The sequence below is a fragment of the Acetatifactor aquisgranensis genome, assembly GCF_943193215.1.
Classification (GTDB): domain Bacteria; phylum Bacillota; class Clostridia; order Lachnospirales; family Lachnospiraceae; genus Acetatifactor; species Acetatifactor aquisgranensis.
This window is the reverse complement of sequence record NZ_CALPDH010000035.1, coordinates 1-24,115: the sequence shown is the minus strand read 5'-3', so window position 1 is coordinate 24,115 and position 24,115 is coordinate 1. Positions and strand designations below refer to the sequence as shown.

25 protein-coding genes and 1 pseudogene are annotated in these 24,115 nt (G+C 50.7%); 4 read left to right on the top strand and 22 right to left on the bottom strand.

The features are described 5' to 3' along the window. The first annotated feature begins 43 nt into the window (after nt 1-43). The 3 genes from NFS35_RS23255 (at nt 44) to NFS35_RS23245 (ending at nt 2,356) form a co-directional block, all read left to right on the top strand. Nucleotides 44-397, top strand: a complete 354-nt coding sequence (locus NFS35_RS23255; RefSeq protein WP_251209443.1) for a hypothetical protein — start codon at nt 44-46, stop codon at nt 395-397. 23 nt (nt 398-420) lie between these two features. Beyond that, the gene (locus NFS35_RS23250; protein WP_251209442.1) at nt 421-849 is read left to right on the top strand and encodes a hypothetical protein; all 429 of its coding nucleotides are present in this window, start codon (nt 421-423) and stop codon (nt 847-849) included. A gap of 133 nt (nt 850-982) precedes the next feature. Continuing rightward, complete coding sequence (locus NFS35_RS23245; RefSeq protein WP_251209441.1) at nt 983-2,356, top strand: recombinase family protein; 1,374 nt, start codon at nt 983-985, stop codon at nt 2,354-2,356. 18 nt (nt 2,357-2,374) lie between these two features. On the opposite strand, the pseudogene NFS35_RS23240 reads toward NFS35_RS23245, so the two are convergent. From NFS35_RS23240 to NFS35_RS23230, 3 genes and pseudogenes are all read right to left on the bottom strand, one after another. After that, nucleotides 2,375-2,917 (bottom strand): annotated as a pseudogene (locus NFS35_RS23240) (ABC transporter ATP-binding protein); the annotation flags it as partial. Between the two features lie 187 nt (nt 2,918-3,104). Beyond that, nucleotides 3,105-4,145 (bottom strand): sensor histidine kinase, encoded by a 1,041-nt coding sequence (locus NFS35_RS23235; RefSeq protein WP_162227798.1) that lies wholly within the window; start codon nt 4,143-4,145, stop codon nt 3,105-3,107. Continuing rightward, a complete protein-coding gene (locus NFS35_RS23230) occupies nt 4,096-4,773 on the bottom strand; it encodes a response regulator transcription factor (protein WP_162227799.1) in 678 nt (225 codons plus the stop codon). The genes NFS35_RS23235 and NFS35_RS23230 overlap by 50 nt, the downstream gene beginning before the upstream one ends. A gap of 1,372 nt (nt 4,774-6,145) precedes the next feature. Here NFS35_RS23230 and NFS35_RS23225 point away from each other — a divergent pair. Then, complete coding sequence (locus NFS35_RS23225) at nt 6,146-6,454, top strand: hypothetical protein (protein WP_251209440.1); 309 nt, start codon at nt 6,146-6,148, stop codon at nt 6,452-6,454. Nucleotides 6,455-6,519: 65 nt separating this feature from the next. Here the strand turns inward: NFS35_RS23225 and NFS35_RS23220 are convergent, their stop codons facing one another. The 19 genes from NFS35_RS23220 to NFS35_RS23130 all read right to left on the bottom strand — a co-directional run bounded on the left by NFS35_RS23220 (nt 6,520) and on the right by NFS35_RS23130 (nt 23,747). Next, nucleotides 6,520-8,235, bottom strand: coding sequence for a recombinase family protein (locus NFS35_RS23220; protein WP_251209439.1), 1,716 nt, complete (start codon nt 8,233-8,235; stop codon nt 6,520-6,522). Between the two features lie 241 nt (nt 8,236-8,476). Continuing rightward, nucleotides 8,477-8,677, bottom strand: coding sequence for a hypothetical protein (locus NFS35_RS23215; protein WP_251209438.1), 201 nt, complete (start codon nt 8,675-8,677; stop codon nt 8,477-8,479). Between the two features lie 151 nt (nt 8,678-8,828). Next, a complete protein-coding gene (locus NFS35_RS23210; protein WP_251209437.1) occupies nt 8,829-10,142 on the bottom strand; it encodes an N-acetylmuramoyl-L-alanine amidase in 1,314 nt (437 codons plus the stop codon). 69 nt (nt 10,143-10,211) lie between these two features. Beyond that, nucleotides 10,212-10,379 carry a hypothetical protein gene (locus NFS35_RS23205; protein ID WP_251209436.1) on the bottom strand — a complete coding sequence of 56 codons (168 nt, stop codon included), beginning with the start codon at nt 10,377-10,379 and terminating at the stop codon, nt 10,212-10,214. A 128-nt stretch (nt 10,380-10,507) separates the two neighbouring features. Continuing rightward, nucleotides 10,508-10,912, bottom strand: a complete 405-nt coding sequence (locus NFS35_RS23200; RefSeq protein ID WP_251209435.1) for a phage holin family protein — start codon at nt 10,910-10,912, stop codon at nt 10,508-10,510. Between the two features lie 61 nt (nt 10,913-10,973). After that, complete coding sequence (locus NFS35_RS29130; RefSeq protein ID WP_275564730.1) at nt 10,974-13,097, bottom strand: glycine-rich protein; 2,124 nt, start codon at nt 13,095-13,097, stop codon at nt 10,974-10,976. Further along, nucleotides 13,090-14,169 (bottom strand): hypothetical protein, encoded by a 1,080-nt coding sequence (locus NFS35_RS23190; RefSeq protein WP_251209434.1) that lies wholly within the window; start codon nt 14,167-14,169, stop codon nt 13,090-13,092. The genes NFS35_RS29130 and NFS35_RS23190 overlap by 8 nt, the downstream gene beginning before the upstream one ends. Further along, nucleotides 14,156-14,992 (bottom strand): phage distal tail protein domain-containing protein, encoded by an 837-nt coding sequence (locus NFS35_RS23185; RefSeq protein WP_251209433.1) that lies wholly within the window; start codon nt 14,990-14,992, stop codon nt 14,156-14,158. Before NFS35_RS23185 ends, NFS35_RS23190 begins: the two co-directional genes overlap by 14 nt. Then, nucleotides 14,989-18,072, bottom strand: coding sequence for a phage tail tape measure protein (locus NFS35_RS23180; protein ID WP_251209432.1), 3,084 nt, complete (start codon nt 18,070-18,072; stop codon nt 14,989-14,991). Before NFS35_RS23180 ends, NFS35_RS23185 begins: the two co-directional genes overlap by 4 nt. A 149-nt stretch (nt 18,073-18,221) precedes the next feature. Continuing rightward, nucleotides 18,222-18,590, bottom strand: coding sequence for a hypothetical protein (locus tag NFS35_RS23175; RefSeq protein WP_251209431.1), 369 nt, complete (start codon nt 18,588-18,590; stop codon nt 18,222-18,224). A gap of 538 nt (nt 18,591-19,128) precedes the next feature. Continuing rightward, on the bottom strand, nt 19,129-19,506 hold the full coding sequence (locus NFS35_RS23170) for a hypothetical protein (RefSeq protein WP_016302882.1): 378 nt from the start codon (nt 19,504-19,506) through the stop codon (nt 19,129-19,131). Nucleotides 19,507-19,522: 16 nt separating this feature from the next. After that, nucleotides 19,523-20,119 (bottom strand): major tail protein, encoded by a 597-nt coding sequence (locus NFS35_RS23165; RefSeq protein WP_129184116.1) that lies wholly within the window; start codon nt 20,117-20,119, stop codon nt 19,523-19,525. Between the two features lies 1 nt (nt 20,120). After that, nucleotides 20,121-20,438 (bottom strand): hypothetical protein, encoded by a 318-nt coding sequence (locus NFS35_RS23160; RefSeq protein ID WP_129184118.1) that lies wholly within the window; start codon nt 20,436-20,438, stop codon nt 20,121-20,123. Beyond that, nucleotides 20,435-20,818, bottom strand: a complete 384-nt coding sequence (locus NFS35_RS23155; RefSeq protein ID WP_251209430.1) for an HK97 gp10 family phage protein — start codon at nt 20,816-20,818, stop codon at nt 20,435-20,437. Before NFS35_RS23155 ends, NFS35_RS23160 begins: the two co-directional genes overlap by 4 nt. A 2-nt stretch (nt 20,819-20,820) precedes the next feature. Further along, the gene (locus NFS35_RS23150) at nt 20,821-21,153 is read right to left on the bottom strand and encodes a phage head closure protein (protein WP_129184122.1); all 333 of its coding nucleotides are present in this window, start codon (nt 21,151-21,153) and stop codon (nt 20,821-20,823) included. Beyond that, a complete protein-coding gene (locus NFS35_RS23145) occupies nt 21,153-21,431 on the bottom strand; it encodes a head-tail connector protein (RefSeq protein ID WP_251209429.1) in 279 nt (92 codons plus the stop codon). The genes NFS35_RS23150 and NFS35_RS23145 overlap by 1 nt, the downstream gene beginning before the upstream one ends. Nucleotides 21,432-21,448: 17 nt before the next feature. Next, entirely contained in the window at nt 21,449-22,663 is a 1,215-nt protein-coding gene (locus NFS35_RS23140; protein ID WP_251209428.1) for a phage major capsid protein, read from the bottom strand. A gap of 19 nt (nt 22,664-22,682) precedes the next feature. After that, nucleotides 22,683-23,393: a head maturation protease, ClpP-related gene (locus NFS35_RS23135; protein WP_251209427.1), complete on the bottom strand. Its 711-nt coding sequence runs from the start codon at nt 23,391-23,393 to the stop codon at nt 22,683-22,685. Nucleotides 23,394-23,576: 183 nt separating this feature from the next. Further along, a complete protein-coding gene (locus NFS35_RS23130; RefSeq protein WP_251209426.1) occupies nt 23,577-23,747 on the bottom strand; it encodes a hypothetical protein in 171 nt (56 codons plus the stop codon). Between the last annotated feature and the right edge of the window lie 368 nt (nt 23,748-24,115).

The following is a 24,115-nucleotide window of genomic DNA, read 5'->3' as shown; positions in this document are numbered from 1 at the left end:
TTTCTCGGTACTGCAAGTAATTATTGCTGTAAAAGGGGGTATTATGGACAATCTACGTTATGAATGGAAAACCCGTTCCCCGGAAGGCTCCTGGCAAAAGACGCCTGCCGGGAACTATACCACAAATGCGGTATACAGGGCCGTCATAGGCAACTATATTGTGCTTTCCCTGTACCAGACGGACAGCGGGCGCAAATATGGCCTGTTCCTCTCTCTGAAAGTGTGGAAAGAAGACGGCTGCAAAGAAAGCAAGACATGCCAGGCCCAGCGGGTGGCGTCCTTTAGCGCCAAACTTCCGCCGCCTGCCGCTCTGGCCCTGGCGGAAGAATGGTTTTCCGGCTTTCTCCGGGACCAGATCAGCTTTTCCCGCATGGGCCTTTCAGAATTGTTAAAATAGTCTTCACAGGAAGGAAAACCACCATGATTATTAAACTTACTTTAAATGATAACGACTTTGGGGAACTTTTGAAAGGGTTCTGCCGGTCCCTGGGAAATGGATACCCGCTGCCGTGCCCGGAATGCGAAACGGAACTTGAACCAATAGGACAGACGGCCCCGGTTTCCACGCCCCACTACAAAAATGCCGATCTGGTCATACAATACTTTCATGCTTCCCGGCGCTGGAATGAACTGTACCACGCCGACACGCTGCCGCCGGAAGAAAAAGCCTGGTTTTGTGGCCAGATCACCCAGGCATGGGCGCACCTGGTCCAACTTCATGAAAGCAAAGACTACTTGACCAAAAATTTTGAATGTTCCTTCGTTGACAGCGTGACCGGGGAATGGGAAAACGGGGAAGTGTTCTATTTTTTCCCTGGCGGCTATGGAAACAAAGTCATCAACCTGTAATAAAAATGTCCGGGGGTGCTGCGAACACTCCCGGACGGTGCAGAAATATATGATCTACCAGATACAACATACCACTGCCCCTATAGTATACCACATAGGGGCGGGAAATGACAGGCAATTAAAAGGTGATACTATGATTAAAAAAGCGGAAAATACCGCCCTGCGTGTGGCTTTATATATCCGAGTATCGGGAGAAGAACAAAAAATCAAAGGCTTATCACTGGAAGCCCAGCAGGAACGGCTGGAAGCATACGCACGGGAACGGGGCTGGGTGATCGTGGGGGTCTTCATTGACGCCGCAAAGACAGCCAGGAAGAACATGCACAAAAGAACGGAATTTCTCCGCATGATGGATTTAGTCAAGCGGGACGGCGTTGATCTCCTGCTGTTCTGCCGCCTTGACCGCTGGTTCCGCTCCGTGGCGGACTATTACAAGGTCATGGAAGTGCTGGAAGCCCACGGCTGCGGCTGGAAGACCATTGATGACGGGGAAGGATACGACACAACCACCGCCAGCGGGCGGTTATACATTAACCTGCGGTTATCCATTGCCCAGAATGAAGCCGATCTGGACGGGGAAAGAATTGCCGTTGTGTTTGACAGCAAAATCAACCATGGCACCGTGGTTTCCGGGTCCTGCCCCTTCTGGCTCCGGGTGAATGACCAGAAACGTTTTGAGGTTATCCCGGAAAAGGCAGCCATATTGCAGGACGCCTTCAACCATTTTGAGGCCACGATCTCCCAGCGGGCCACCGTGAAGTATATCCGGGAAACCTATGGGGTGAACTGGTGTGACGCCACTTTCCGCCGTATGCTGCGGGACAAACTGGCCATTGGCGTATACGACAAAAACGGCAGGTACAATGAAAATTTCTGTGAAGCCGTGATCAGCCCGGCGCAATTTGAACGGGTCCAGAAACTTCTGGGGAACAATGCGAAAAGCACCCCCACTGGCCGGGTATTCCTTTTCACGTCCCTGCTTGTCTGTGAGGAATGCCGCCACAAATTAGTGGGTGCCTTCACAAAAGGCTATTATTATTATCGTTGTAATCAATATTTTCAGCGTGGGCGTTGCTCTCATAACAAGTTTATACGGGAAGACGTGGTGGAAAAGTGGCTTTTTGACCACCTGGGGGAAGAACTGGAAAAATACCGCCTGGCGTGGGAAGTGCAGGAAGAAAAGCGCCGGAAGGCTGCCGCCTCCGTTGACCGGGCCGCTGTCCGCCGGAAGCTGTCCAGGCTTAAGGATTTATATGTCAATGATCTAATCGACATAGAGGAATACAAACGGGACTATGACAAATATAACGCCATGCTGGAAGAAAAGCCGGAACCCGCCGCAGATCAGCGCCCAGACTTTGCGGCAATAGAGAACCTTCTTTCCCAGGATTTCAAAACCATCTATGACGGCCTGGAACGGGAAGAAAAGCGGACCCTCTGGCGCTCCGTGATCTCCGAAATCAGAATGGACAATGACCAGCACGTCACGGGCATTTCTTTTTTGTGATCATAGTTGTACCAACTTAACAGTGCCCGTAGGTTCATCTGCAAGAACAAGTTTAGGTGCAGTAATTAACGCACGGGCAATAGCCGCCCTTTGTTTTTGACCTCCCGATACTTCATACGGGTACTTTTCTAAAATATCGGAAATCCTAAGCTGCCCTGCCAACGGTTCTAAACGGCTTTCCATTTGCTTCTTTGCAGTATTGGAAAGCACAAGAGGGAGATAGATATTGTCCCGCAGGGAGAAATTGTCTAACAGGTTAAAGTCTTGAAAGACAAACCCTAAATTCTCGCGCCGGAACCGTGAAATATTGCTATCCTTGATTTGCGTAATATCTTTTCCGGCAAGTAAAATCTTTCCCTCGGTAGGACGGTCTAATGCAGCTAAAAGATTGAGTAGCGTTGTTTTCCCGGAACCGCTTTCGCCCATGACTGCAATAAACTCACCCTGTTCCACGCTGAATGAGACATCTTTTAATGCTTCTACCTGATTACCGCCAAACCGGCTGTTATAAATTTTCCGCAGATGTTCCACCATCAGCAGGGTATCGTTTTGAATATTCATATGCATGTTCCTTTCATTCTGTTTTTTAGTCGAATTTCTATGACTCAAAAATGCAGGCATTTTCTTTCGTTGAATTAGAATATCTGCTTTGCATAATTTCTGATTCATATTATAAAAACAGCAGGAAGTGTCTGCCATAGATTTATGTGACATTTCCTGCCTTAACCTTACATCCGTTGTAAGGTTGCTAATCCGCAACGGAAAAATCATCTGACGGAAGATGGATTGTTACCGTTGTTCCCTTATTCACTTGTGATGAAACAGTAATTGTATATCCTAACAAAAGTGATACCTTTTTGCACATATACAGCCCACAGCCCGTAGACTTTTGATGAATACGCCCATTGAAACCTGTATATCCTTTTTCAAACAGGCGGGGTAAATCCTCCGCAGCTATCCCTATACCAGTATCGCTGACACAGATCTGCAATGGGGCTGGCTGGTATATTGCAATACCGCCCTGTTCCGTATACTTTGCTGCATTGGAAACTAGCTGTTCCAAAATAAATAACATCCATTTTTTATCCGTGAGAACTGTGCCGCTCAAATTATGCAAGTCAATCCTTAAACGTTTTGCAATCAAAACAACAGAATGTTTTTTTACCGCCTCCTGTGCCAGGGGCAGCAACTCCACTTGCTCTAGGCACAAATCGGAATGCCGGTCTTCCAACTGCAGATACTTTAGCGCCATATCTATATACCGCGATATCTGTAACAATTCTGTTTTCCACTTAGACGGGGTGGCGTCACCTGTCTGTAACATCAAATCCATAGAATAGACGGGGGTCTTTATCTGGTGCGTCCAGAGCGTGTAGTAATCGTCCCTCTCTGCATTTATTTCCCGTTGTTTGGCACGTTCGACCTGCCATGCCTGTATCATCTTTCCGATGACCTGCTGGTAACTTTTTTCTAAAAGCGTATCAGCCTCCGGCAGGTCAGGCATAACAGGCACTCCGGATTGTTCTATCTTTTTCAGCCGTTCGCAATTCCAGTATGTCCGGCGCAAATCCCGGACTGCAAAAGGCAGAACAAACAGGATGAGCAGGAATGTTGTGTACAGGATTGGTTCCATGCGTACATCATAAAGAAAATACATAAAAAAGTTACATACAATCAACCCGCCAAACACGATCACCATTTTATATTTATCTTTCATATATTGAATCAGAAAACGCTTTTTATCCAACCTGATAACCCATTCCTTTCCGGGTGATAATAAAATCCTCAAGCCCGATCCTGCTTAATTTGTTCCGCACCCTCGTTATATTTACCGTCAGCGTATTATCATCAACAAAAGTATTATCGTTCCACAATGCCTGCATGAGGTCATCACGGGACACGCTCTTCCCACTGTGGGTCATAAGCTCTTTTAGGATAATAAAATCATTACGCGACAGTTCCAGCACAGTTCCATTGTATTGCAGTTTTGCATTATCCAAGTCCAATACCACATCACCGCAGGCAACTACATTCATTGCCCCCTGGAAATCATAAGTCCGCCGCAAAAGGGAATTGATCTTTGCAAGCAGGAAATTAAGGTCAAAGGGCTTTACCACAAAATCATCTCCGCCCATATTCATTGCTAAAATCATGTTCAGATTATCGCTGATTGAAGAAATAAAGATGATCGGGACTTTTGAAACCTTCCTTATTTCTTCACACCAATGATAGCCATTATAATGAGGAAGCGTGATATCCAATAAAACAATCTCCGGCTTAAACCTGATAAACTGCTCTGTTATCTTGCTGAAATCTTTTAGATATTCACATTGAAACCCCCACGTGCTTAAAAAACTGCTAATGGATTGTGCCGCGCCTAGATCATCTTCTATAATTAACACTTTGTACTGCGTCATTATCGTGCCTCCTGTTTTTCATTTTAATGTAAGCGTCATGCCTTATATATTCCGCTAAAAAATACAAAACTGAATTTCCCACCACTTCATCTCCCTGATCGTGCCAGCCATTCCCCCTGAAGGGCTCCACTGTCGCTGCATATAGGATTTCAGATTTTCGGTGCTTTTCTTATTAACTTCATAGACTGTTTCCTATTACTTCGGCAGAATGCCAGTCCTTCTAAAGCAAATACACTCTCTGAATTATACCACAATATTTTCTATTTTTTACCCACCAGCACGAAATGACTATTTTCTGGGAATGAAAAGCACCAAAGCGGTTACACAGGTAGCCCTTTCCCCTGATTTATTACATACCTATTTACCGTGGTCACAGCATTGCAGACACCTTGCATATTGGATCTGCCGAAAGCTAAACCTCCTTTATAAAATTCGACAATACCGCCAAATTTCAACAGCATTTGCATACAAACAGGCGAAACTCCAAACTATCACGCAAAACCCTATACTTTCACGCAAAACTCATACTATCACGCAAAAGTCAGCAGTTTTGCGTGATAGTATACTTCCATCCCCAATCGCCATATTCACAGCGGTCTCCCCAAACGCAAAAAAGAGGAGCCCACCAGCCACCCCGGTGAACCCCTCCAAGCTCAAAATCCCTTGATTTCAAGCCATTTCTCTTTACTTTTGCCTGCGAGTACGAAAATTCCTATGGCATCAATTATTGATAGCCGCCTGTGCCGCTGTTAGATTTTGATGACTTTTTACCCCGGGGTAAAAATATTTACCCCTTTTACCCCACCTGTGAGGAATTTACCCCACCCCGATTTTGATTCGACAAATTGCGATTTTGCCGCTAAAACCCCTTGTTTTTATGCGGAATCCGGTATAAAATCATTTCAGCGGAACATTCCGCCTGATTTGACAATTCCGTATAAATCTGCTAAGATATATTTACATAAAGGTACTGCCGATAGACGGCTAGTCCAGATTATTAGCTACAAAAATAGCCGCTAAGTTTGCTAGACTGAGGGCGGCTATTTTTGTGGTTTATTATTATCCTTGCTTCCGATGGCGTATCCGAGACCGAAGCAGGTCAGGCATAAGCCAAGCACTGAAATCAATCCTTCAATCGTCAACATCCACTCAGCCCTCCTTTCCCAGATTCCTGCAGGCAGGTTTCTATGTAATCGGAGGGTCACAGTCCCTCCGCAGAAGAACTAGCCGCCTACCGTTATGGCAGCACCCGTATGAATATTTTATCAGAAAATGTCGGATGCCACAAGATAGTTTCCGGCTTTTTTCTTTTCCCTCTTGCCAACTCCCAAATTCAGAGTTAAGATACGACACCACGGAAGGAGGGATTGGATTGGAAAAAGATTCTGCATTGTACCAGCTCATGGATACCCGCATGAACGGCGTCATGAATGGAATTGTAAGCGGTGACGGGGAATATCAGGCGATTCTCCGAAAGTCTGACGTATACTCCGGCGAACTGGAAAGGATGGATTTATCAAAAGAAATCCGGCTGCTGATTGACCGGTACGTCAGCGAGCAGAACGCGCTGGGGTCCCGGTTTGGGATGCTCGCCTACCTGTTAGGCTTTTCCGACTGTAAAGCGATGTTTTTAGGGAAATGCCTGCCAACAGAAGTAAAAGAAATGGACACAGAATTGTAACCGCAAAGTGCCGGACAGGACGGAAAGGCTGCGCCACAGCCATTCCGCCCTGTCTCTCTTTCGTTTTAAATGAATATCCACGCCTCCAGTTCCGCGTACCTGTTAGACTTTGACCACTGCGGGTGCTTTTTGAACCATGCCCGCTCGTCATCCGGCGTGACCGTTATCTTCTTAAAATAAACAGGGGAACCGGCATCATTATCCAGTCCCCCGCGGGCATCGGGATTTAAGTTTAAAAGCCACTCGAAGCGGTCTTCATAAACTCTTACCCCGGACACATATTTATCCATTTCCTCTTCTGAAAACTCACCGTCCTCCGGCATGGTGAACTGCTCCATGAGCCTCTGCAGGCCATCCAGCTTGCCGCTGACATCTGCATCCGTGGCAGGCTTCACATCACCGTACTGCATCATCTGTTGTTCCAGCTCCGCGATCTTTTTTTCAACCTCCTGCTGCTTGCGGCTGAATACCTCCTTCGGTATCTCGTTGTTCATCCTCATGTCAAGGAGCGTCTCGTAGCGCCCCTGTTCTTTTTTCAGCCGTTCCTCTATGATGGATTTATCCCGCAGGACTTCCGCCTGCTCCACCCCGGCAATGCCGCACCCAAGCACTGCCGCCGCATTCCTGACTGTCTCCTCCGGGTCATCGAATACGGCGTGGAGGACTTTCTGCGCCATCGTGTACATCTTCCAGTCCTGCACCAGCGGCACTCGGCAGACGCCCTCGATGCTCAGGCCGTTTTTCAGCCTTGCTGATATGGTCCCCGTCCGGGTCTGGTCATAACATTTATAGGTGTAGGTGACGAAGTCCGTCTTGGTATGCCACTTGGTCTTCGCAAAGGCATGGCCGCACTGGCAGCGCAGCTTCCTCCGCCAGAGGTCCTCCGAATAGACGCCCTTGTTCTTCCGGTAGTTCCGCGATTCCGCATTCCTCTCCGCAAGCAGGCCCTGCACCCTCTCAAATTCCTCTTTGGTGACGATGGGCTGGTGCTTCCCTTCCACGATGACGCGGTCAAGCTCCCCGTTGTTCTTCGCCCTTTTCTGTTCGAGGTAGTCCGGCACGTATTCCTTCCGGTATTCCAGTTCGCCGCAGTAGAGGCGGTTCTTTAAGATATGGCCGATGGTGGCGTAATGCCAGAGGCTTTTACCCATCGCCGTGAGGTCGCCGTCCTTTTCAAGCTGCCTTTTTATTTTCTGGTAGCCATTGCCTGAAAGGTACATATCGTATATCTTCCTGACCGTTTTTGCCTGCGTCTCGTTGATGACGTATTCCGGCCCCACCTTATCATATCCAAGCACGTTCCCGGTGCCGTAGATCACCCCGTTCTGGAAGGACACCATCTGCCCCGCCTTCACGCGCATGGATGTCTTTTTCGATTCGTTCTGTGCAAGGGTCGCCATGATGGTCAGCCTAAGCTCCCCGTCCTCATCGTTCATGGTCCATATGCCGTCCTCGGTGAAATACACCTCAATCCCCATCCGTTTCAATAACCTCGTCTGCTGGAGGGTGTCCACCGTGTTCCTTGCGAACCTCGATACCTCCCTCGTGACGATTAAGTCAAAATGTCCGTCTTTTGCGTCCTCCATCATCCGCACGAAATTTTTACGTTTGGATATGGAGGTGCCTGTAATCCCTTCATCGATATACCGGCGGTACAATACCCAGTCCGGGTGCCTGTCAATCAGGTCATCATAATACTGCACCTGGTTCTCCAATGCTGAAAGCTGTGCCTCATGCTCTGTTGAAACTCTGGCATATATCGCAACTTTCCGTATACGCATCTGCATCCGCTCCTTTCTTTTTTGGTAGTCTATTAATCACTCTGAAAGCCCGTAAAGTCAAGCGTTCTGGCCGCTTTCTTCCTATATAAATGCCCTCTTACATTCCCTGAACCCGCACCGTAAAACCACGCAAAAATCCGGCTGTCTTTTCCCTCATGGGCAGTCAAAACAAGCCCACAGCATCGTTCCAGATGCCGGGGCTTGCTTTCCGTTCTGCGGTATTCAGTTACTTTTTACAGGTTCAGCTTTCGCCGGAAATTTCCGCCTCCAGTATCCTGTATGCATCCACAAGTTTTCCTTCCAGATTCCCTCCCAGATAGGCTTTCAGTTCTTTCTTGGAGATCAGCACCATGTTTTTATTTGTCTCCGAATCAAGACATCTCACCGCCTCCAGTGCATTGTGGACGGCATCCATGATGGTTTCCAGTTCTTCTGCTTTCATTTTCTATCCTTTCTGCCCTGTGATTTCAGGAATGGGGCGGGCTTCCCCGTTCCCTTAGTACACATGTTCGCTCCAAAATGCAGGATTAGCAAGGACTGTCTGCGGAAATACTACACAAACATATGCCCTGCCTTTTGTCTATCATTTTCCCTTAAATCCGTGTGGTGTACGCTAGAGAAATCCACCCGTCCCTCTTTTCCGCATAGGCTTTCAAAAGCCCCCAGCCGTCCTTTTCCTCAACCACGGTGAAAATGCCCACGCCAGTAAACTTCCCCGTCTTAGGATATGACGTTCCGGGGCCGCGGCGGATATTTAAGTCGGGGATAGATATGCGCACCATGTAGGGTGCGGAAAGCGTGATACTCTCCATGAACTGCACTTTCCCCTCATCCATAACGGCTTTCAGGATGGAAAGAATCTTCTCCCCATACTTCTCCCCTGCCGCCCAGCCTTTCCACTGCGGGTTCTCCTTCTGGCCGAGCCACTCCACATAGGGAGCGCAGCCCCTTGTAACATAGCGGAAACGCGGGTCGATCTTCTCATTTATCAATGCATCCGTGGAGGCATAGGCTTTGAGGTGCTGCACCTGCGCCCGGATGCCAAGCTGCGGCGTGTCAAAGGACAGCCCTGCTCTGCCCCTCTGCGTCACCCCAAGCCCGCAGAAATTATTCTGCGAAAGGGTGACTGCCGAGCCGGAGAAAGCGAAATTCCCTGTTTCCAGACAGGACTGTGCAAAGGCGATGTCACCCCTCACGCCCTCCGCCTCACCTTCCGAAAGGTACAGCGGGAGCATATCCAGTACGGTCTGTGCCACGGACGGATTTTTCTTTTTCAGATAAGATTTCATCTGCTCTGCCGTTGCCGCAGGCTTTCCCATAATGGCAGTAAGGGAATCCTCCGCTGTGCCACCGTCCATAGCTGACTTAATGTCTTTCCTGAACTGCTCCATCGTAAGGCCGAACTTAGACCACAGATGCTCCACGTCTCCGTGGTTGCTGGCAATGCCCCTCTTACATCCCTCCGAATGGGAAATCACCACACCATCCGCCAAAGGGTCTAAACGGTATTGCTGACAAAGGTGTGCAAATAATTCCACTGCATATTTATATGTGGCAAGCACATGGGCTTTCGTATTCCCACCGTCCCCGGTCTCCGTCCAGTTCGCGCCGCCTGTATATTTAATAGTGGCAGGCTCCGTCATCTCCACGCCGATGTGGGTATTGTTCGCACTGCCGCCGCAGTGCCAGCCCCGGTGTTCCCACGGGAGCAGTTGGTACACATCCCCGTCCGGCTCAATGATGGCGTGGACGCAGGCGTTTGCGTCAGCCCTGTTCCAGTTCTTCATAAACACATCCGCCTTTGGCTGCGGGCATCCCACCGAGTGGATCATAAGCCCCTTTACGGTAATTTTCTTCCCCGTCTTATAGCAGCCGGACTGCGTAAGGTAATTCTGTACTAAATTCATTCCATTTCCCTCTCTTTCTGCGCACGAAAAAAGCACCGTCGCAGCGATGCCCTTTTACAAAATATCCTGTTATCTTTCCATCCGTCTCAGCATGGCGCGGCACACCTGCCTTGCCCTCTTTTTCAGCGGGCGTTTCCATCTGCGGATGGATGCCGCTTTGGTGTGGTTCCTCGACCAGCCGCCGAAATCCTCCAGCGTGTACTTCCCGTGCATCTCCATTTCACCGTATGCCCTCATCCGTAATCCCTCCGTCCCTGTATTCCGGCTTCCCCGGTAACAGACATCTTCGCTCTGAACGGGCATAATAGCAAGCAGGAACAGGAATATAAACTGCACAAACATCATCAGAAAATTTGTGCAGCATATCACTTCCCTTTTTCCTCCCGCAACTGCTCCAGCACGGCTTTCAGCTTCTCCGGAATATGCAGCCCCGTCCTCGCGGCATTCTCCAGGATGGAGATACCTTCATTGGAAAGGTAAAAGAAGATGACCGCCGTCCGCAGGACGCTCCCCTCCCGGATGACGTGCGCATCTAAGATATGCCCCACCGCCACAAGGCTGAAAATGATCACCTTCTTAAAAATGCCCTTGAAGCCCACTTCACTGGACAGCTTTTTCTCCACCGCAGCCGCCATCAGCCCGGTGATGTAGTCCACCACCACGAATACCACCAGTGCGTAAAGGAAGCCGTCAAAGCCTCCCATGACCGCACCCAGCGCACCGCCGAGTGCCGCAAACGCATACTGCGCCGCCTCGATAAAATTCTTCATTCTGTTTCCTCCTTCAAATTTTGTGTAAGAAAAAAAGCACCTCTTCGGTGCCGTTTCCTGTTTATGCGCATTCCACATACCGGATGAATGCCTTGCCGTGTCCTTCGTTCACCCCTGCCTCGGTCTCCGCAGGGTAATATTTCCCATTATGGGTAAATGGTGCGACCCCGTCCACATAGCCGGAGCCCCCTGCGCCGGATTCCCCGCGCAGGCCATAGTTGCCGCCGAACCACCCGCCTCCGCCGCCGGAATAGCAGGTGCCGCTTCCTGAATAATAATCCCCCACGCCAAAATTTTCAGAAGGGCTGTTGCTTGTGGATATCTGCCGCCCGCCTAAAGCACCTCCTGAGCCGTTTCCCCCACGCTCACCGCCTCCATCACCGCCTTTATGGACTGTCCCATTGTCAATTCCCCCACCGCCTCCGCCGCCTGCCACGATCAGGACACAGGAGCGGTTGGCATAGCTTAAGCCGCTGGAACTGGTGGAGCCGAGATATCCCGATTTTGTACCCACATGGGTGGAACCGCCGCCTCCCGCCCCATACTGCTTGCTGCTTGAGTAACTGTAGCCTCCCGCACCTCCGTTTGCCCCCGCTGACGTGCCATTCGGTGATCCACCGTTAAAAATATAAACCACTTCATCCTTTTTCATCTTCTTGTACCCTTTGGAATGCCCGCCAAGGCCGCCTTCTGCCGTAAGGGAGTCCACTTTTGCAGCACCCCCGGAAGCACCCCATACCTCAAACTCATAAATGCCGTCCTGTGGGATAACGAACTGTACATAATTCCCTGTGTAGGGGAAGTCATACTCCGTTGTCACCCACATGGCATAGAGGGTAGTACCCGCAGGAAATACGCCAGATTCCCCCGGCTTATAGCTCGGCGTTGAAAGGGAATCAATGCTCCATCCGCAGAAGGACATATTCTTCCGTGTGTAGGGGCTTGCCGGAACCTCGGTAGGTTCGCTCTGTGCATTCCCGTTATTGTAATAGCAGGATGCGGTGAAACTTTCCTTTGCACCGGACTCCGTAAGGGTGCCGCCGTTTGGCATCAGCCCGATGGCCATCTGCTTTTTGAACACCGCATAGAGCGTGACCGGTTCCTCCGAACTGATGATATATTCCGAAAGCACCTTCTTTTCCGCGGAATCATCCTGCCGCCATCCCACAAAGGCATAGCCCTCCAATGCGGCAGGCGGCGCGGCGGCAATGGCATCCTCCCTGTCCGGCACAGTTCTTTCTAACGCATATCCATTGTCGATCTGGTACGTCACCTTAACGCCCGCCGCATACACCCTGTCCTCACCCACGAAAATCCGCGTCACACGTTTTGTTGTTTCATCTTCATAGCAGAGATAAATGGTGCTTGCACTGTAGCTTTCCAATGCCCGGTACTCGTCAAGGCTCACCAGTTTCATCACAAGGCCGGTGCTGCTCATCATCTCCGTTACTTTGGAATCCAGTTCCGTCATGGATTCCCCCATACTGGAAACATCGGAAATGACACCGTCCAGTTCCCCGATGATGTTCCTTGCCGTAAACACTGCGGTACCATCTAAGACCTTATCCCCGGCTTTCGTGATCCTCGAATACCCGGAGGGCTCCGATGCCGCCGTGGTGCCTGCCTGTGTACAGACAAAAGTTGCCCACCCCGGAGCGCCCACTGCCGTCACCGCATCCCCTACGGCATAAGAGGTTGCACGGGTGAGGGTCTCCCCTCCGCCGCCTCCACCGCCGCTCCCGGCTTTCAGCGTGGGGAATACTTTCGTAAGGCCACTAAGCCCTGCGGAAGATACCGTGAAAATGGCAAGTTCAAGGTCATAGGAGGAATTGTTGTAATTAATGTTCACATCCGCATCCAATGGCGGAAGTTCCAATGCCGCCTGTGCCAGTATCTTGATTGGCTCATCCGCATTGGATAAATCAAGGTGGATATACACCCTCCCCTGCAGGGTTTCCCCCACATCCGCAAGGCGCACGTCAATCTCTGTTTCATACACTTCAAAAAAGCGCCCCCGTATCATGCCAAAACCCTGCGAAATATGAAGGACATTGCCCCTGGCATATGTGACCTCACACCCTTTGAAGATGCCGCTGCCGGGGATCGCCGTCTCGTAGATGATGGCGTCATCCTGCGGGGTCACGTTCCCGCCCTTATAGGTTTTTAATGTGATGTTGTCAGCCATTCTCCTGCCTCCTTAATATCTTCGTCAAGTCCAGCCGCACCGTGCCGAACACCAGCTTTGTGTTCTTCCCCCGCTCCCTGCCCGTGAGGATGCTCCGGTAACTCTGCCCGTCAGATATGATGTCCGCCACCTGCCCGAATTCCAGCTCCTCCGGCTTCACCAGCGCGTCACCGTTCATCATGGTAAGTTCTATCAGATTGGAATAGGAAAGGTTGGCAAACTTGTTATGGGCGGCGCTGATTGCCGCGCTCTCAAAGCTGTTCCCCTCCTCATGGGAAACAGACTGCATCTCACACACCACCGGGGTAATGCGGTCACGGTCTTTCGTGTCATAGCCCAAATCCGGGTGGAGAAAATATACCCTTTTCTTCTCATAATCAGAACTGTCATAGATCACCAGTTTATTCACATCGGCGCTGACCTGTTTTATCGTGACGCTTTTTTTGATGATGTTTGGAAGGTCGCTCTCTATGGTGATGATGCCAGCCGCCGCCCTCCCCACAATGATCTGCACTTCCCGGTTCTGGATATCCAGCTTTGTCTTTACAAGGATGCTGTATTTTTCCATTGCCGGGATGATCACGGAATCTATGAGGTTTACGATGTTGTAATGCCCGCCCTTATCGGAGGGCGTGATGTGCAGGCTCCAGTCCTTTGTGGCGGTGGCCGCACTGACCGAAAGCCCCTTGATATTCTGCATTTCATCCTCATTGGTAATAAACATTTCACGGATGCGGTCACAGATAAACTGCTCCATGCTGCCCTGCCCCTGCAGGTCTACATCGAAAAGCACATCCGTATTCAGCAACTCCATCAATGGCTTATAGGAAATGGTCTGTAACTTTTTCGATTTATCCGTCCCATAGCCGATTTCCGTCACGATTCCGGCATACTCTTCATCCCCTCTGCTGATTCGGATATAGTCCTGCTTCTTCACACCGGGCAGGGCAAGCACCGTCACGGTATTGCCGTCTGATGATAAATAGTCCTCTTTGTAGGTGATCTCATTTACATTGGTATTTCCCACCATTTCAAAGTCCTGCGTAAAGATTTCCACGTTATACGGTCTCATAGCTGATCCTCCCTTCCACCATCACATTTAAGATGTTCAGCCCCTCATGCACCACGGAAATGCGGTTGCTGCCGTACTGCAGGTGGAAGAACCGCTCCGTGGTAAAATCGCACATCTGGTACCTGTCCGCCACCACCTCGTCACTGACGCCCCGCTCCGTGATGCTGTAGGGAATCTGCGTGGTGTCGATGACCAGCTTATGCCCGTCCGGGATATTCCCCTCATACCTTCCCGTTTCGTACAGGACATTATTTACATAGTGCTTCCATACGGGATTCGTGCAGGGGCCGTACACCGTCACCCTGCATGGGCTGTCCCCGTGGCTGTCGCTGTCGATCAGGAGGGTGTTCTGCGTCACGTCCGCATAGGCGTAGGTGTATTCGTAAGGGTATATTTTCCCGCCGATGGATAGGGTGCCGCTGTAGCCGGAAACATTTTTATAAAACTGTCCTGTCGCCGTGAAAGCCACCTCGCAGTCTAAGCCCGCACCGCCAGTGATCAGTTCACTCTTTGCGATCTCCGTCATCCGCACCGGGACGCGGAAAGCCTCCTCCATCTCATACACAAGGGTCAGCGGAACTGCCCGGACGAACCGGGAGAATGCCCGGTAATTCACATAGGCATCCCTGCCGCCAAAAAATATCCGCCCAGCCATCACGCCCTGTGAGAATAATTCCTCCAGAGGGATGAAGTCCGTTCCGATCTGTTCATACTGCGTCCCGTCCTTATAGCCGAAACCGCCAATGGAATGGAAAAAGGATGCCCTGGCATTCAAATCCCATGACATCCCCTCCCCGTTTATAAGCCTGAATTTCCTTATCATGAATACGCCTTTCCCAGCTCCCGGTTCAGCCCGTCTGACAGTTCCCCGACCAGCACCCCGGAATCCAATACTACCTGGCTGTTCGCTAACCTGGGCAGATACTTTGTCACCACTTCATACATGGCATCCAGCCTTGCCGCCAATGAAGAACTGCCGCCGGAACCTCCTGCCGCCTGCACCCCCGCCGTCATGGAATCCGTGGCAGGGATAAGCATTCCCGCCAGTTCCTTCATGGGGCCGGTCAGCTTCCCTAAATTCCCACGGATTCCTTTTCCAAGTAAATCTATCATATCCGGCATAAAGGTGTGGAAGTTAGAAAGCGGCCCCTCGTCCGGCTCGGAGAAATGCAGGAAGGACGCAATCGTCCCTGCCACATCCTTCACACTGTCCACCAAATGGCTAATCTTCGCTTTAATACCATCAATTAAGCCGCCGATGATATCCTTGCCCCACTGCAATGCCTGCGAAGGCAGGCTCTTGATAAAATTAATGGCCGCATCGAATCCGCTCTTCACCGCCCCGGCGATACCGCTCATGGCGTTCTTGATTCCTGAGAGCAGGCTGTTAAATACATTTACCACCGCATCCTTCAAACCGCCCACAATGTTTGTGACTGTAGATTTGATGGCATTCCACACACTGGTGATGACTTCCTTTATCGCATTGACCACAGAACTGACTGCGGATTTGATGGCTTCCCATGCAGCGGTGATGGCGCTCTTTATCGCCTCCATAATGGAAATGACCGCTGACTTGATGGCCTCCCATGCCGCCACAGCCACATTTTTTATCGCCTCGATTGCAGCCGATACCGCGCTCTTGATGGCTTCCCATGCGGCAATGACCGCAGAACGTATCGCCTCCATTGCTGTGGAAATGGCATTCTTTATCGCCTCCCATGCAGAGACCACCACATCCTTGATGGCGGAAAGCACCGCCGTTACTGCTGACTTGATGGCCTCCCATACAGAAGTGATCACATTCCGTATCGCCTCCATTACCGTGGTGACGGTATTGCGTATTGCTTCCCATGCGGAGGAAAGGAAAGAGCCGATGGCATTGGTCACGGTCTCAATCACATTTTTTACCGCATTCCATACCGTGGAGACCACCGTCTGAATCACATTCAGCACGGTTGTAATAATGGTTTTGTAAAACTCGAACCGCGCCACGATGAGCGTCTTTATCACATCAAGCACAGTCTGGAAGATGTTCTTTATCCCTTCCCATAAGCCGCTAAAGAAATCTTTCAGCCCGTTCCATATGGCCTGCGCCGCCCCGGTGATGGCATTCCAGATATTGGAGAAAAAGTCTTTTAATCCATTCCACACGGCTATGGCGGCATCTTTTATCACATTCCACAGATTGATCCAGAACTCACGGAAGCCCTCGCAGTTATTCCACAACGCCACGAAAATGGCTATCAGAGCCGCGATTGCCGCAATGACCAGTGTTACCGGGTTCGCCGCAAGGATGCCCCACAGCGCACTAAGCCCTCCGCCGATACTGGAAATGCCGCCGATCAGCGTGGGGATGAATGTCATAATGCTGCCCACCGCTGACACAACTTTCCCGATAATGATTAATACCGGGCCGATTGCCGCCGCAAGGAGTCCTATGGTGACGATGGTGTTCTTCGTCCCCTCGTCCATGCCATTCAGCTTGTCAACAAAGCCCTGCACCCATGTGACGATCTGGCGGATGGCAGGCATGAGGATTTCACCAAAGGAAATGGCAAGCTCCTCCAACTGGCTCTTTAAAATGGTAAGCTGCCCGGCAAGGTTATCCTGCATGGTAGCCGCCATTTCCGCAGACTTCCCGTCACAGTTCGCTATGGCGCTGCTCACCTTCTCGATGTCCGCAGGGGCGGCATTCATCAGGGCGAGGAATCCCGACATGGCATTTTTGCCGACAAGCGCCTCTGCCGCCGCTGCCTTTTCGGACTCGGACAGCCCGCCGAATGCCGTCCGGCAGTCAGCGAGGATGGCACTCAGATCCCTCATGCTCCCGTCCGCATTGGTGGTGGCGATTGTGACCTCCCCGATGCTCGAACCACAAATCTTCACTTCCCCGGAAAGGTTGCTCATGATGGTGCGGAGCGCAGTACCAGCCTGGGTGGACTTGATGCCCGCATTGCCCATCAGCCCGATTGCCTCTGCGGTATCTTCCGCGGAAAAGCCAAGCGCCCCGGCAATGGGCGCACAGTATTTGAAGGTCTCGCCCATCATGGATACGTTGGTGTTCGCATTGGAACTGGCCGCCGCAAGGATATCCGCGAAATGCCCGGAATCTGCTGCGGTAAGGCCGAAAGCGGTAAGTGCGTCCGTTACGATATCGGAAGTGGTCGCAAGGTCCTCCCCGGATGCCGCCGCCAAATTCATGATGCCCTCAATGCCTGAGAGCATATCCGAAGTTTTCCAGCCCGCCATCGCCATGTAGTTCATGGCCTCGGCTGCCTCCGATGCGGAGAACTTGGTCTTGCTCCCCATCTCCCTTGCCTTATCCCGCAGGGCATCAAGGTCTTTCCCCGTTGCCCCGGAAACAGCACCGACCTGGCTCATGGCGGTATCGAAATCTGCGGCGGTCTTTACCGCCATCGTGCCAAGCCCCACGATGGGCGTGGTCACGGTCTTGGTGAGGGTGGTCCCCACCCCGGAAATCTTATCCCCTAAGTTCTTTAAGTCCTCACCCACGGCGGCGATCTTCTGCACCGCCACCGCTGACTGGTTCGCCTGTTCTTCGAGGCTTTTCAGCCGTTCCTCGGTCTCGATGATCTCCCTCTGCAAGCCATCGTACTGCTCCTGTGTGATCTCACCCTTTGCCAGCGCCTCGTTTGCCTGTTCCGCAGCGGCTTTCAGGGTTTCCAGCTTTTCCTTCGTCTCCCGCACCGCATCCGCAAGGAGCCGGTGCTTCTGTGCTAATAGCTCCGTGTTGCCGGGGTCCAGTTTCAGAAGATTATTTACATCCCGTAACTGTGACTGCGTGGTGCGGATATCGGTATTGACTGATTTTAAGGCGGCGGTGAGTTTCGTGGTATCGCCGCCAATCTCTACCGTAATGCCCTGTATCCTTGATGCCACTCCCCCTCACCTTCCTTCCCCACGAAAAAAGGAAGCCCGCAGGCTCCCTGAAAAAAAGCATAAAAAAAGACACCTGCTGTTATGGCAAGTGCCTATGTAAAAAGTATTCAGTTTTCATCCGCTGTTACATCATCCCTACAAATGGAAAGTTATCGCTTTCTGATAATCCAATCATCATCTTGGGTTTTTCTTTCTGCATAGTAACCGCAAGGCATATCCTTTAAGGTACTAACAGAGTTATCTAAATCAAAAACCCATTTTAAAGATACTAACTTTGCTTCATCTGTTTCATGTGTTTCTCCGCATAGAAATTGCCACATTCCGTCATCTTCATCATGTGATACATATAGAATAGGTGCCTGACGCTTCAATATATGACAACAGATAATCGTAGCAGTATCGGGTGAATCATAAAAAGGAAATTCCATGTCTGTTACTCCTTTCAAATTTTGATTAACAAGTAAGGCTTGCAGCCTTTTTCCACCACCAATCATAGCAGAAAAAGGCTGTTTTTTCAATCAAAATGCGTCCATTTATCTCAACCGATTTCATATCCACACCTTTTTAAGAAATCCAGCAAACTCAATGGTTTTCAGCATGAAAGGTGTGGATATTGTTTTAAGAATATTGGTAAATAAAAATTATTCCATTTTGGATACTTCCGATACTTTCTGAAAAATTAGTATTAAGAAACGGCTTAGAAACATCATTTCCGTATTTTTTAACATTATGAAAAATCAGAAAGTGTCGGAAGTGGTAAATTTTAAGGATTAAAAATCACTCCAATTATCAATATAAAATCCACACCATTGTTGCCGGAAATGCCTATATATGGCGGTTTTCTTAAGAAGGTGTGGATATGCTTTTGGTTGTGATAAATGGATTTATTTTAACGTTAAAATAAATCCATTGCGACCTGATCAGCCAGTACAGCGTAGGAAAAGGAATCATTGCGGCTCTCACAGTACATATCATTGATTAATCCGATGGAGAGCAGGTCAAGGTCTGCCATCGAAAGCCCTAGCTGCACACACCGCAGAAGGAACAGCGGCGTGGTCATTTCCCGCTCAGTTGGGCGAAGTTTTTTTTAGCCTCCACATCCGTCTTTACATTCAGCCCCCACAGTTCTATCAATTGCGGAAGGACCTGATAGATGGAAAAAGTGTTGAAACCGTCCAGCCATTCATCCACTTCATTCGGTATCTGCGGGTCGGCGTGCTTCGCCATCGTGTAGGCGATATTCTCGAACATTTCAAGCGAAAATAAATCGAGGTTGGAGTTTTCCTCATCCCCTTCCCCGATGCTCTTTTCCAGAATCCGCAAATCCTTATAAATATCACGCTGGAACTTCAAGCGGTAAATGCGCGGAATCGCCGCCGATGCCTTGAAAAGTACATCCTGCCCGTCAATCTCAATCTTCCTTACGATACTCATATCCTTTCAGCCTCCTTTATCCCTGTCCTTCTGTCTCTGCATCCACCGCCTTTGGTTCCGGCAGATATACGGATTTATACCAGTTGGCATAAGTCTCCGCAGATGTCCTGTTCCCGGTCTTGGCTTTCACATAGCCGCTCGCCAGCGGACGCGCCTTGATGGTCAGCGTCTCGGTCTGCACCTCCCGGCTCTCCTCATTGGTCTTGCCCTCGATCTTGGGGCGGCTTGCGGAACAGTTATACAGCACATGGCGTATCTTGCGGATGTCGCCGTCAAACTCAAACAGCAGCGCAAAGGCCGCCGTCTCGGAATGGGCATTCTCCACCAGCACCTCATTGTTGTCCGCCTCTTCCTTTAACACATCCGTGCGGAAACTTTCAGGAATGAGGGCAAGTTCCAGATCCCCATCATAGCCCATGTTGTTGGCTATGATGTAATACTCGATGCCGTCCGCATAGAACGATTCCGGCTCCCCGTTGGGGTCAAGGGCAATGGAAACCGCTCCGGGCATTGCCACGGGCGTCTCAAACCCGATCTCCCCGTTCTCCTGTGTTTTCTGCAGGGCATAATGGCAGTTGCAGATATTGAATTTCACTTTATTGTTGTTCTTCATTTCAGACCTCCATTTCATACAAAACTTCGTACAGTTTTTCCGATTCAATCCACGTCTCCGATTTCCCATAGAAAATACCGCGCTTTAACAGAACAGCCTCTATGGTTTCTTCCAGTTCCGGGTTTTTCAGATCGGTGTACAGTTCAATGTCAAGCTGGTTTATTTTGAAATATGCGATCCCGTCTGCTGCGAAATTGGCAGCTTTGGGATATAAAAATACAAGGAAAGGCGGCTCCGGGGATTCGCCCTCGACAAAGTGGTCATAGGCAAAGGGCAGCCCCATTTCCCCCATCATCTTCAATACTTCTTCGTGCTTCATCCTTCCAGCCCCCTTTTGATACCCTCTTCCAGTTCCCGGATGCCTGCCTGTTCCGCAGGGGCGATATGGGGGAATGCCCGGACTCTCCCGCCGCCCCGCTTGGCATGGCCTTTCTCCAGAAGGTGAGTGAGCTGGTAACGCTTTTTGTTATGCACCACCAGTTCCAGTGCATTGGCAGTCTCCTTCTGCTTTTTCACAGCCCATCCCTTTTTGTACTGCCCCGTCCGAACCGGGGCATTGGCTTTCGCCTCGGACTTGACCGTGTTCCCGGCTTTGGTGACGCAGTCCTTCATCACGTCCGTGGCAAGCCCCGCATACTCGATCAGGCCGTCCATGACCGCCTCCGCCATCTGCTCGATGGATACTTTTCTTTCAGACATTTTTACCTCTTTTCCAAAGCCGCCCGCAGCTTTATGGTTTTATTCTGGTATTTCACGTTGTCAATGAACGTGATGTTATAAACTTGTCCCCGGAAGATAATGCGGAAATGCTCCGTGTCAATGGCGGCGGCTTCACTGCAATAGCGGATAAGGAAAAACACTTCTTTCTCCGCATTAAGCTGTGCCGCCTCCCAATACTCGCTCCCGGAAAGGTTGTTCACATAGGCGTGGCAGGTGTAATAATCCTGCCACGATAAAATGTGATTCCCGGCTTTGTCATTGCCCGCCACGCTCTTCTGTATGGTGATTTTATCCTTCCATTCCCCAAGCGCCATCAGAACACCTCTTTCCGTATGCCGAATAAAAGGGAGCGCAGCGTCCCCACCAGCTCCCCGTGGTCTGCCTGCTCCCGGTGTTCATACAAGTAGGCGGCGGCATAGAGGACGGCAATCCGCACCATCGGAAGGTGCGCTTCCAGTTCCGATTTCTCCATCCGTGCCACATCCGCACACAGGTTTTCCCCGGTCTCAATCAATCCCAAAATGAACGAATCTTCATCACTGCTGTCAACACGGAGATACTGTTTCGTTTCCTCCAATGTCAGGACTGCCATCCCTGCCGCCTCCCTTCTTATGATCCTGATGATGCGGAAGCCTTCACCTTCATGGTTTTTACTGCTTCCGAAAGAATCAGCTTGCCGTCCACACGCTGTGAAGCAAGGAATCCCACCTGCCCGGTGGCCGCGAACAGTTCATTCAGACGTTTGAAACTCCTGCCCTGTCTGTCAGCGATCCAGTAATAGGAAAAGTCACCGAACGCCATCACCTTGCTGCCTGCCGCCACTTCCGGCACATAGGAGGAAGTGTGGTAAGGGCGGTTTAAGATCATGTCCGGCACCCCTGCCTGCACACTCGGCTGCCAGATATAATTTCCGTTATTATCCTTTAACTTCCGCAGAGCCTTTACCGTGGTGTCATTCAACACCCACACCGCCTTTTTACGGTAAGGCGCTTTCAGGGAATAAAATAAATCCATCACATCATCAAAGGTGATATTCGCCGTGGCGGTGGTCACGCCATCGGATGCGCCGCCCGTGGCATTTAAGATACCCGTGGGCTTGCCCTTGCCGTCACCAATGAAAAAGGCTTCCTCCTCCTTGGTCCCGATCCTGCGCCCGAACTCCTTGGAGATGTAAGCCTCTAAGTTGAATACATTGTCATTCAGTAACTCATCCGATACCTTGATCATGGTCGCCACCTTGAACGCGCCAATGGAGACCTGACCGAAGGAATCGTCCGATTCCGGGTATGCCCCTTCCTCGTCAATCCATGCCGCCTCGCCTTTGGATGCCACCACGGGGATTTTCCTGTCGCCGCTGGAAGTCTGGATGACTGTGGCAAGGCCCCGGAAACAGTTCTCTTCCTCCAAAGCCTCCACCAGCGTATGCTCGAACTCGTCCGGCACAAGGTAGCCGCCCTCGGAATCCGTGCCCACCTGCAGGGCGTTCTCCACATCGAAGAAATTCTTCCGGCGCATGGCGTTCCAGAACGTCCTCCTGTAATTGTCCGTTGCCCTGCCTATCTTTTCCTCCCCGTCCGGGTGGTTGTTGGGCTTATTGGTGATTGGCTCGGAGGTGGGCTTGTTCAGTTCCGCGTCAATGGCGGCCTGCCGCTCCAGGCGCTCGATCTCCTTCCCCAAATCCACCACTTCTTTTTCCATCTTCTCATAGGCAGCGGTGTCCTCTGCGGAAAGCAGCCCATCCTCGCCGCGCTTGCTGTCGAGGAACTTCTTTGCCGCCTCCCATGCCTTTGCCCGTTTTTCCCTCAGTTCCAAAATCTTGCTCATAACATTTCCCTCCATAAATTTAATGTGATAATAACTGTAAACGCTTCTCTAACTGCTCAATGGGTACTTTTGCCTCCGGCTTTTTCGGAATCAGCTTGGTCAGCAGGGAATTGGTCACTGCCGTCCGGGAGAACATCATGCCCTCCATAGCCGCATCCTCTGATCCATCTGTACTTTCCCCTTCATGCAGGATGCCGTCCGCAAAGCCCAGCTCCACAGCTTTCTTCGCATTGAACCAGCTCTCCGCATCCATGAGGTGGGATATCTTCTTACGGTCTATCCCGGTCTTGATCTCGTAGGCGTTCATAATGCCTTCCTTCACTTCATCCAGCATCTCCCCCGCCTTCTGCATCTCTTTGGAATCCCCGATTGCTACGGTGATGGGATTGTGGATCATCATCATGGCAAGGGGCGACATCAGCACCGTGGTGCCCGCCATAGCGATGACGGAGGCTGCCGAAGCCGCCAGCGCGTCCACCTTCACGGTCACATCGCCTTTGTACTCCATGAGCATATTGTAAATCTGTGCCGCGGCGAACACATCGCCGCCCGGTGAATTGATCCACACGGTAATGTTGCCGCTCCCGGCATTCAGCTCTTTTGCGAACAGGGCAGGCGTCACCTCATCCCCGTACCACGTTTCATCCGAAATCTCGCCGTTCAGCACAAGGGTGCGTTCTTCCTCCCCACCCGCGTCATTTTTGATCCAGTTCCAGAACTTCCTTTTCACTCTCTGCTATCCTCGCTTTCCGCCTCCTGAAAGAGGCTGTGTTATAACACACCTTAGTTTCCCTGCAGTTTAAATAAGGTGTGCCAAAAGCACACCTTGAAACCCTTTCTTTTCCCCACGGATGCCCGATTTACGGCGCTTTCCGCGCCCTTCCAGTGATAGCAGGATGCCGTCACACCAGTGTCACACGGGGAATCTGATTCTCTGGTTCAGGAAAAGTAATTCTATCGTGTTACCGACAGCGGAACTGTCCCCTTCCGCCACTGCCGCTGTCCTGATACTGGACACGGCATTTGTTATCTGTGGCAGAACAATTGTACGCTCAAAGTAGTCAACGTGTGCTTTAAAACACACCCCTCACCTCCCGCAATCCCCAAAGAATCCCCAATTTACGGCGTTCCTGCGGCTGTCCGGTTTCAGGACGCACCGGGTGATTTCAGCACCTCTAAAATCCCCGACCTTACCTGTTGGTATTTTTAAGTGTGTTTTAAAGCACACCAAAAACCGCACCGTTTTCCCGGAAACGCCCTGTTTACGGCGTTCCTGCGGACATCCGCCATACAACAAGGTGCAGTATCTGAACCAGTAGTATAACTGCCGATGCAACCGTCCTGTAGTTGCACTGTGCTTAAAAGCACATATAGAATCCCTAAAGTCGGATTATAAGTACTCAAAACGATAAAAACCAATATGCCGGCATCAAGAAACCTTGATTTTATCAG

Excerpts from the sequence above, each read along its gene's own strand:
- NFS35_RS23255 (WP_251209443.1), top strand. The coding sequence starts at position 44 with ATGGACAATCTACGTTATGAATGGAAAACCCGTTCCCCGGAAGGCTCC.
- NFS35_RS23250 (WP_251209442.1), top strand. The coding sequence starts at position 421 with ATGATTATTAAACTTACTTTAAATGATAACGACTTTGGGGAACTTTTG.
- NFS35_RS23245 (WP_251209441.1), top strand. The coding sequence starts at position 983 with ATGATTAAAAAAGCGGAAAATACCGCCCTGCGTGTGGCTTTATATATC.
- NFS35_RS23230 (WP_162227799.1), bottom strand. The coding sequence starts at position 4,773 with ATGACGCAGTACAAAGTGTTAATTATAGAAGATGATCTAGGCGCGGCA.
- NFS35_RS23220 (WP_251209439.1), bottom strand. The coding sequence starts at position 8,235 with ATGCGTATACGGAAAGTTGCGATATATGCCAGAGTTTCAACAGAGCAT.
- NFS35_RS23215 (WP_251209438.1), bottom strand. The coding sequence starts at position 8,677 with ATGAAAGCAGAAGAACTGGAAACCATCATGGATGCCGTCCACAATGCA.
- NFS35_RS23210 (WP_251209437.1), bottom strand. The coding sequence starts at position 10,142 with ATGAATTTAGTACAGAATTACCTTACGCAGTCCGGCTGCTATAAGACG.
- NFS35_RS23205 (WP_251209436.1), bottom strand. The coding sequence starts at position 10,379 with ATGAGGGCATACGGTGAAATGGAGATGCACGGGAAGTACACGCTGGAG.
- NFS35_RS23200 (WP_251209435.1), bottom strand. The coding sequence starts at position 10,912 with ATGAAGAATTTTATCGAGGCGGCGCAGTATGCGTTTGCGGCACTCGGC.
- NFS35_RS29130 (WP_275564730.1), bottom strand. The coding sequence starts at position 13,097 with ATGGCTGACAACATCACATTAAAAACCTATAAGGGCGGGAACGTGACC.
- NFS35_RS23190 (WP_251209434.1), bottom strand. The coding sequence starts at position 14,169 with ATGAGACCGTATAACGTGGAAATCTTTACGCAGGACTTTGAAATGGTG.
- NFS35_RS23185 (WP_251209433.1), bottom strand. The coding sequence starts at position 14,992 with ATGATAAGGAAATTCAGGCTTATAAACGGGGAGGGGATGTCATGGGAT.
- NFS35_RS23170 (WP_016302882.1), bottom strand. The coding sequence starts at position 19,506 with ATGAGTATCGTAAGGAAGATTGAGATTGACGGGCAGGATGTACTTTTC.
- NFS35_RS23165 (WP_129184116.1), bottom strand. The coding sequence starts at position 20,119 with ATGAAGAACAACAATAAAGTGAAATTCAATATCTGCAACTGCCATTAT.
- NFS35_RS23160 (WP_129184118.1), bottom strand. The coding sequence starts at position 20,438 with ATGAAGCACGAAGAAGTATTGAAGATGATGGGGGAAATGGGGCTGCCC.
- NFS35_RS23155 (WP_251209430.1), bottom strand. The coding sequence starts at position 20,818 with ATGTCTGAAAGAAAAGTATCCATCGAGCAGATGGCGGAGGCGGTCATG.
- NFS35_RS23150 (WP_129184122.1), bottom strand. The coding sequence starts at position 21,153 with ATGGCGCTTGGGGAATGGAAGGATAAAATCACCATACAGAAGAGCGTG.
- NFS35_RS23145 (WP_251209429.1), bottom strand. The coding sequence starts at position 21,431 with ATGGCAGTCCTGACATTGGAGGAAACGAAACAGTATCTCCGTGTTGAC.
- NFS35_RS23140 (WP_251209428.1), bottom strand. The coding sequence starts at position 22,663 with ATGAGCAAGATTTTGGAACTGAGGGAAAAACGGGCAAAGGCATGGGAG.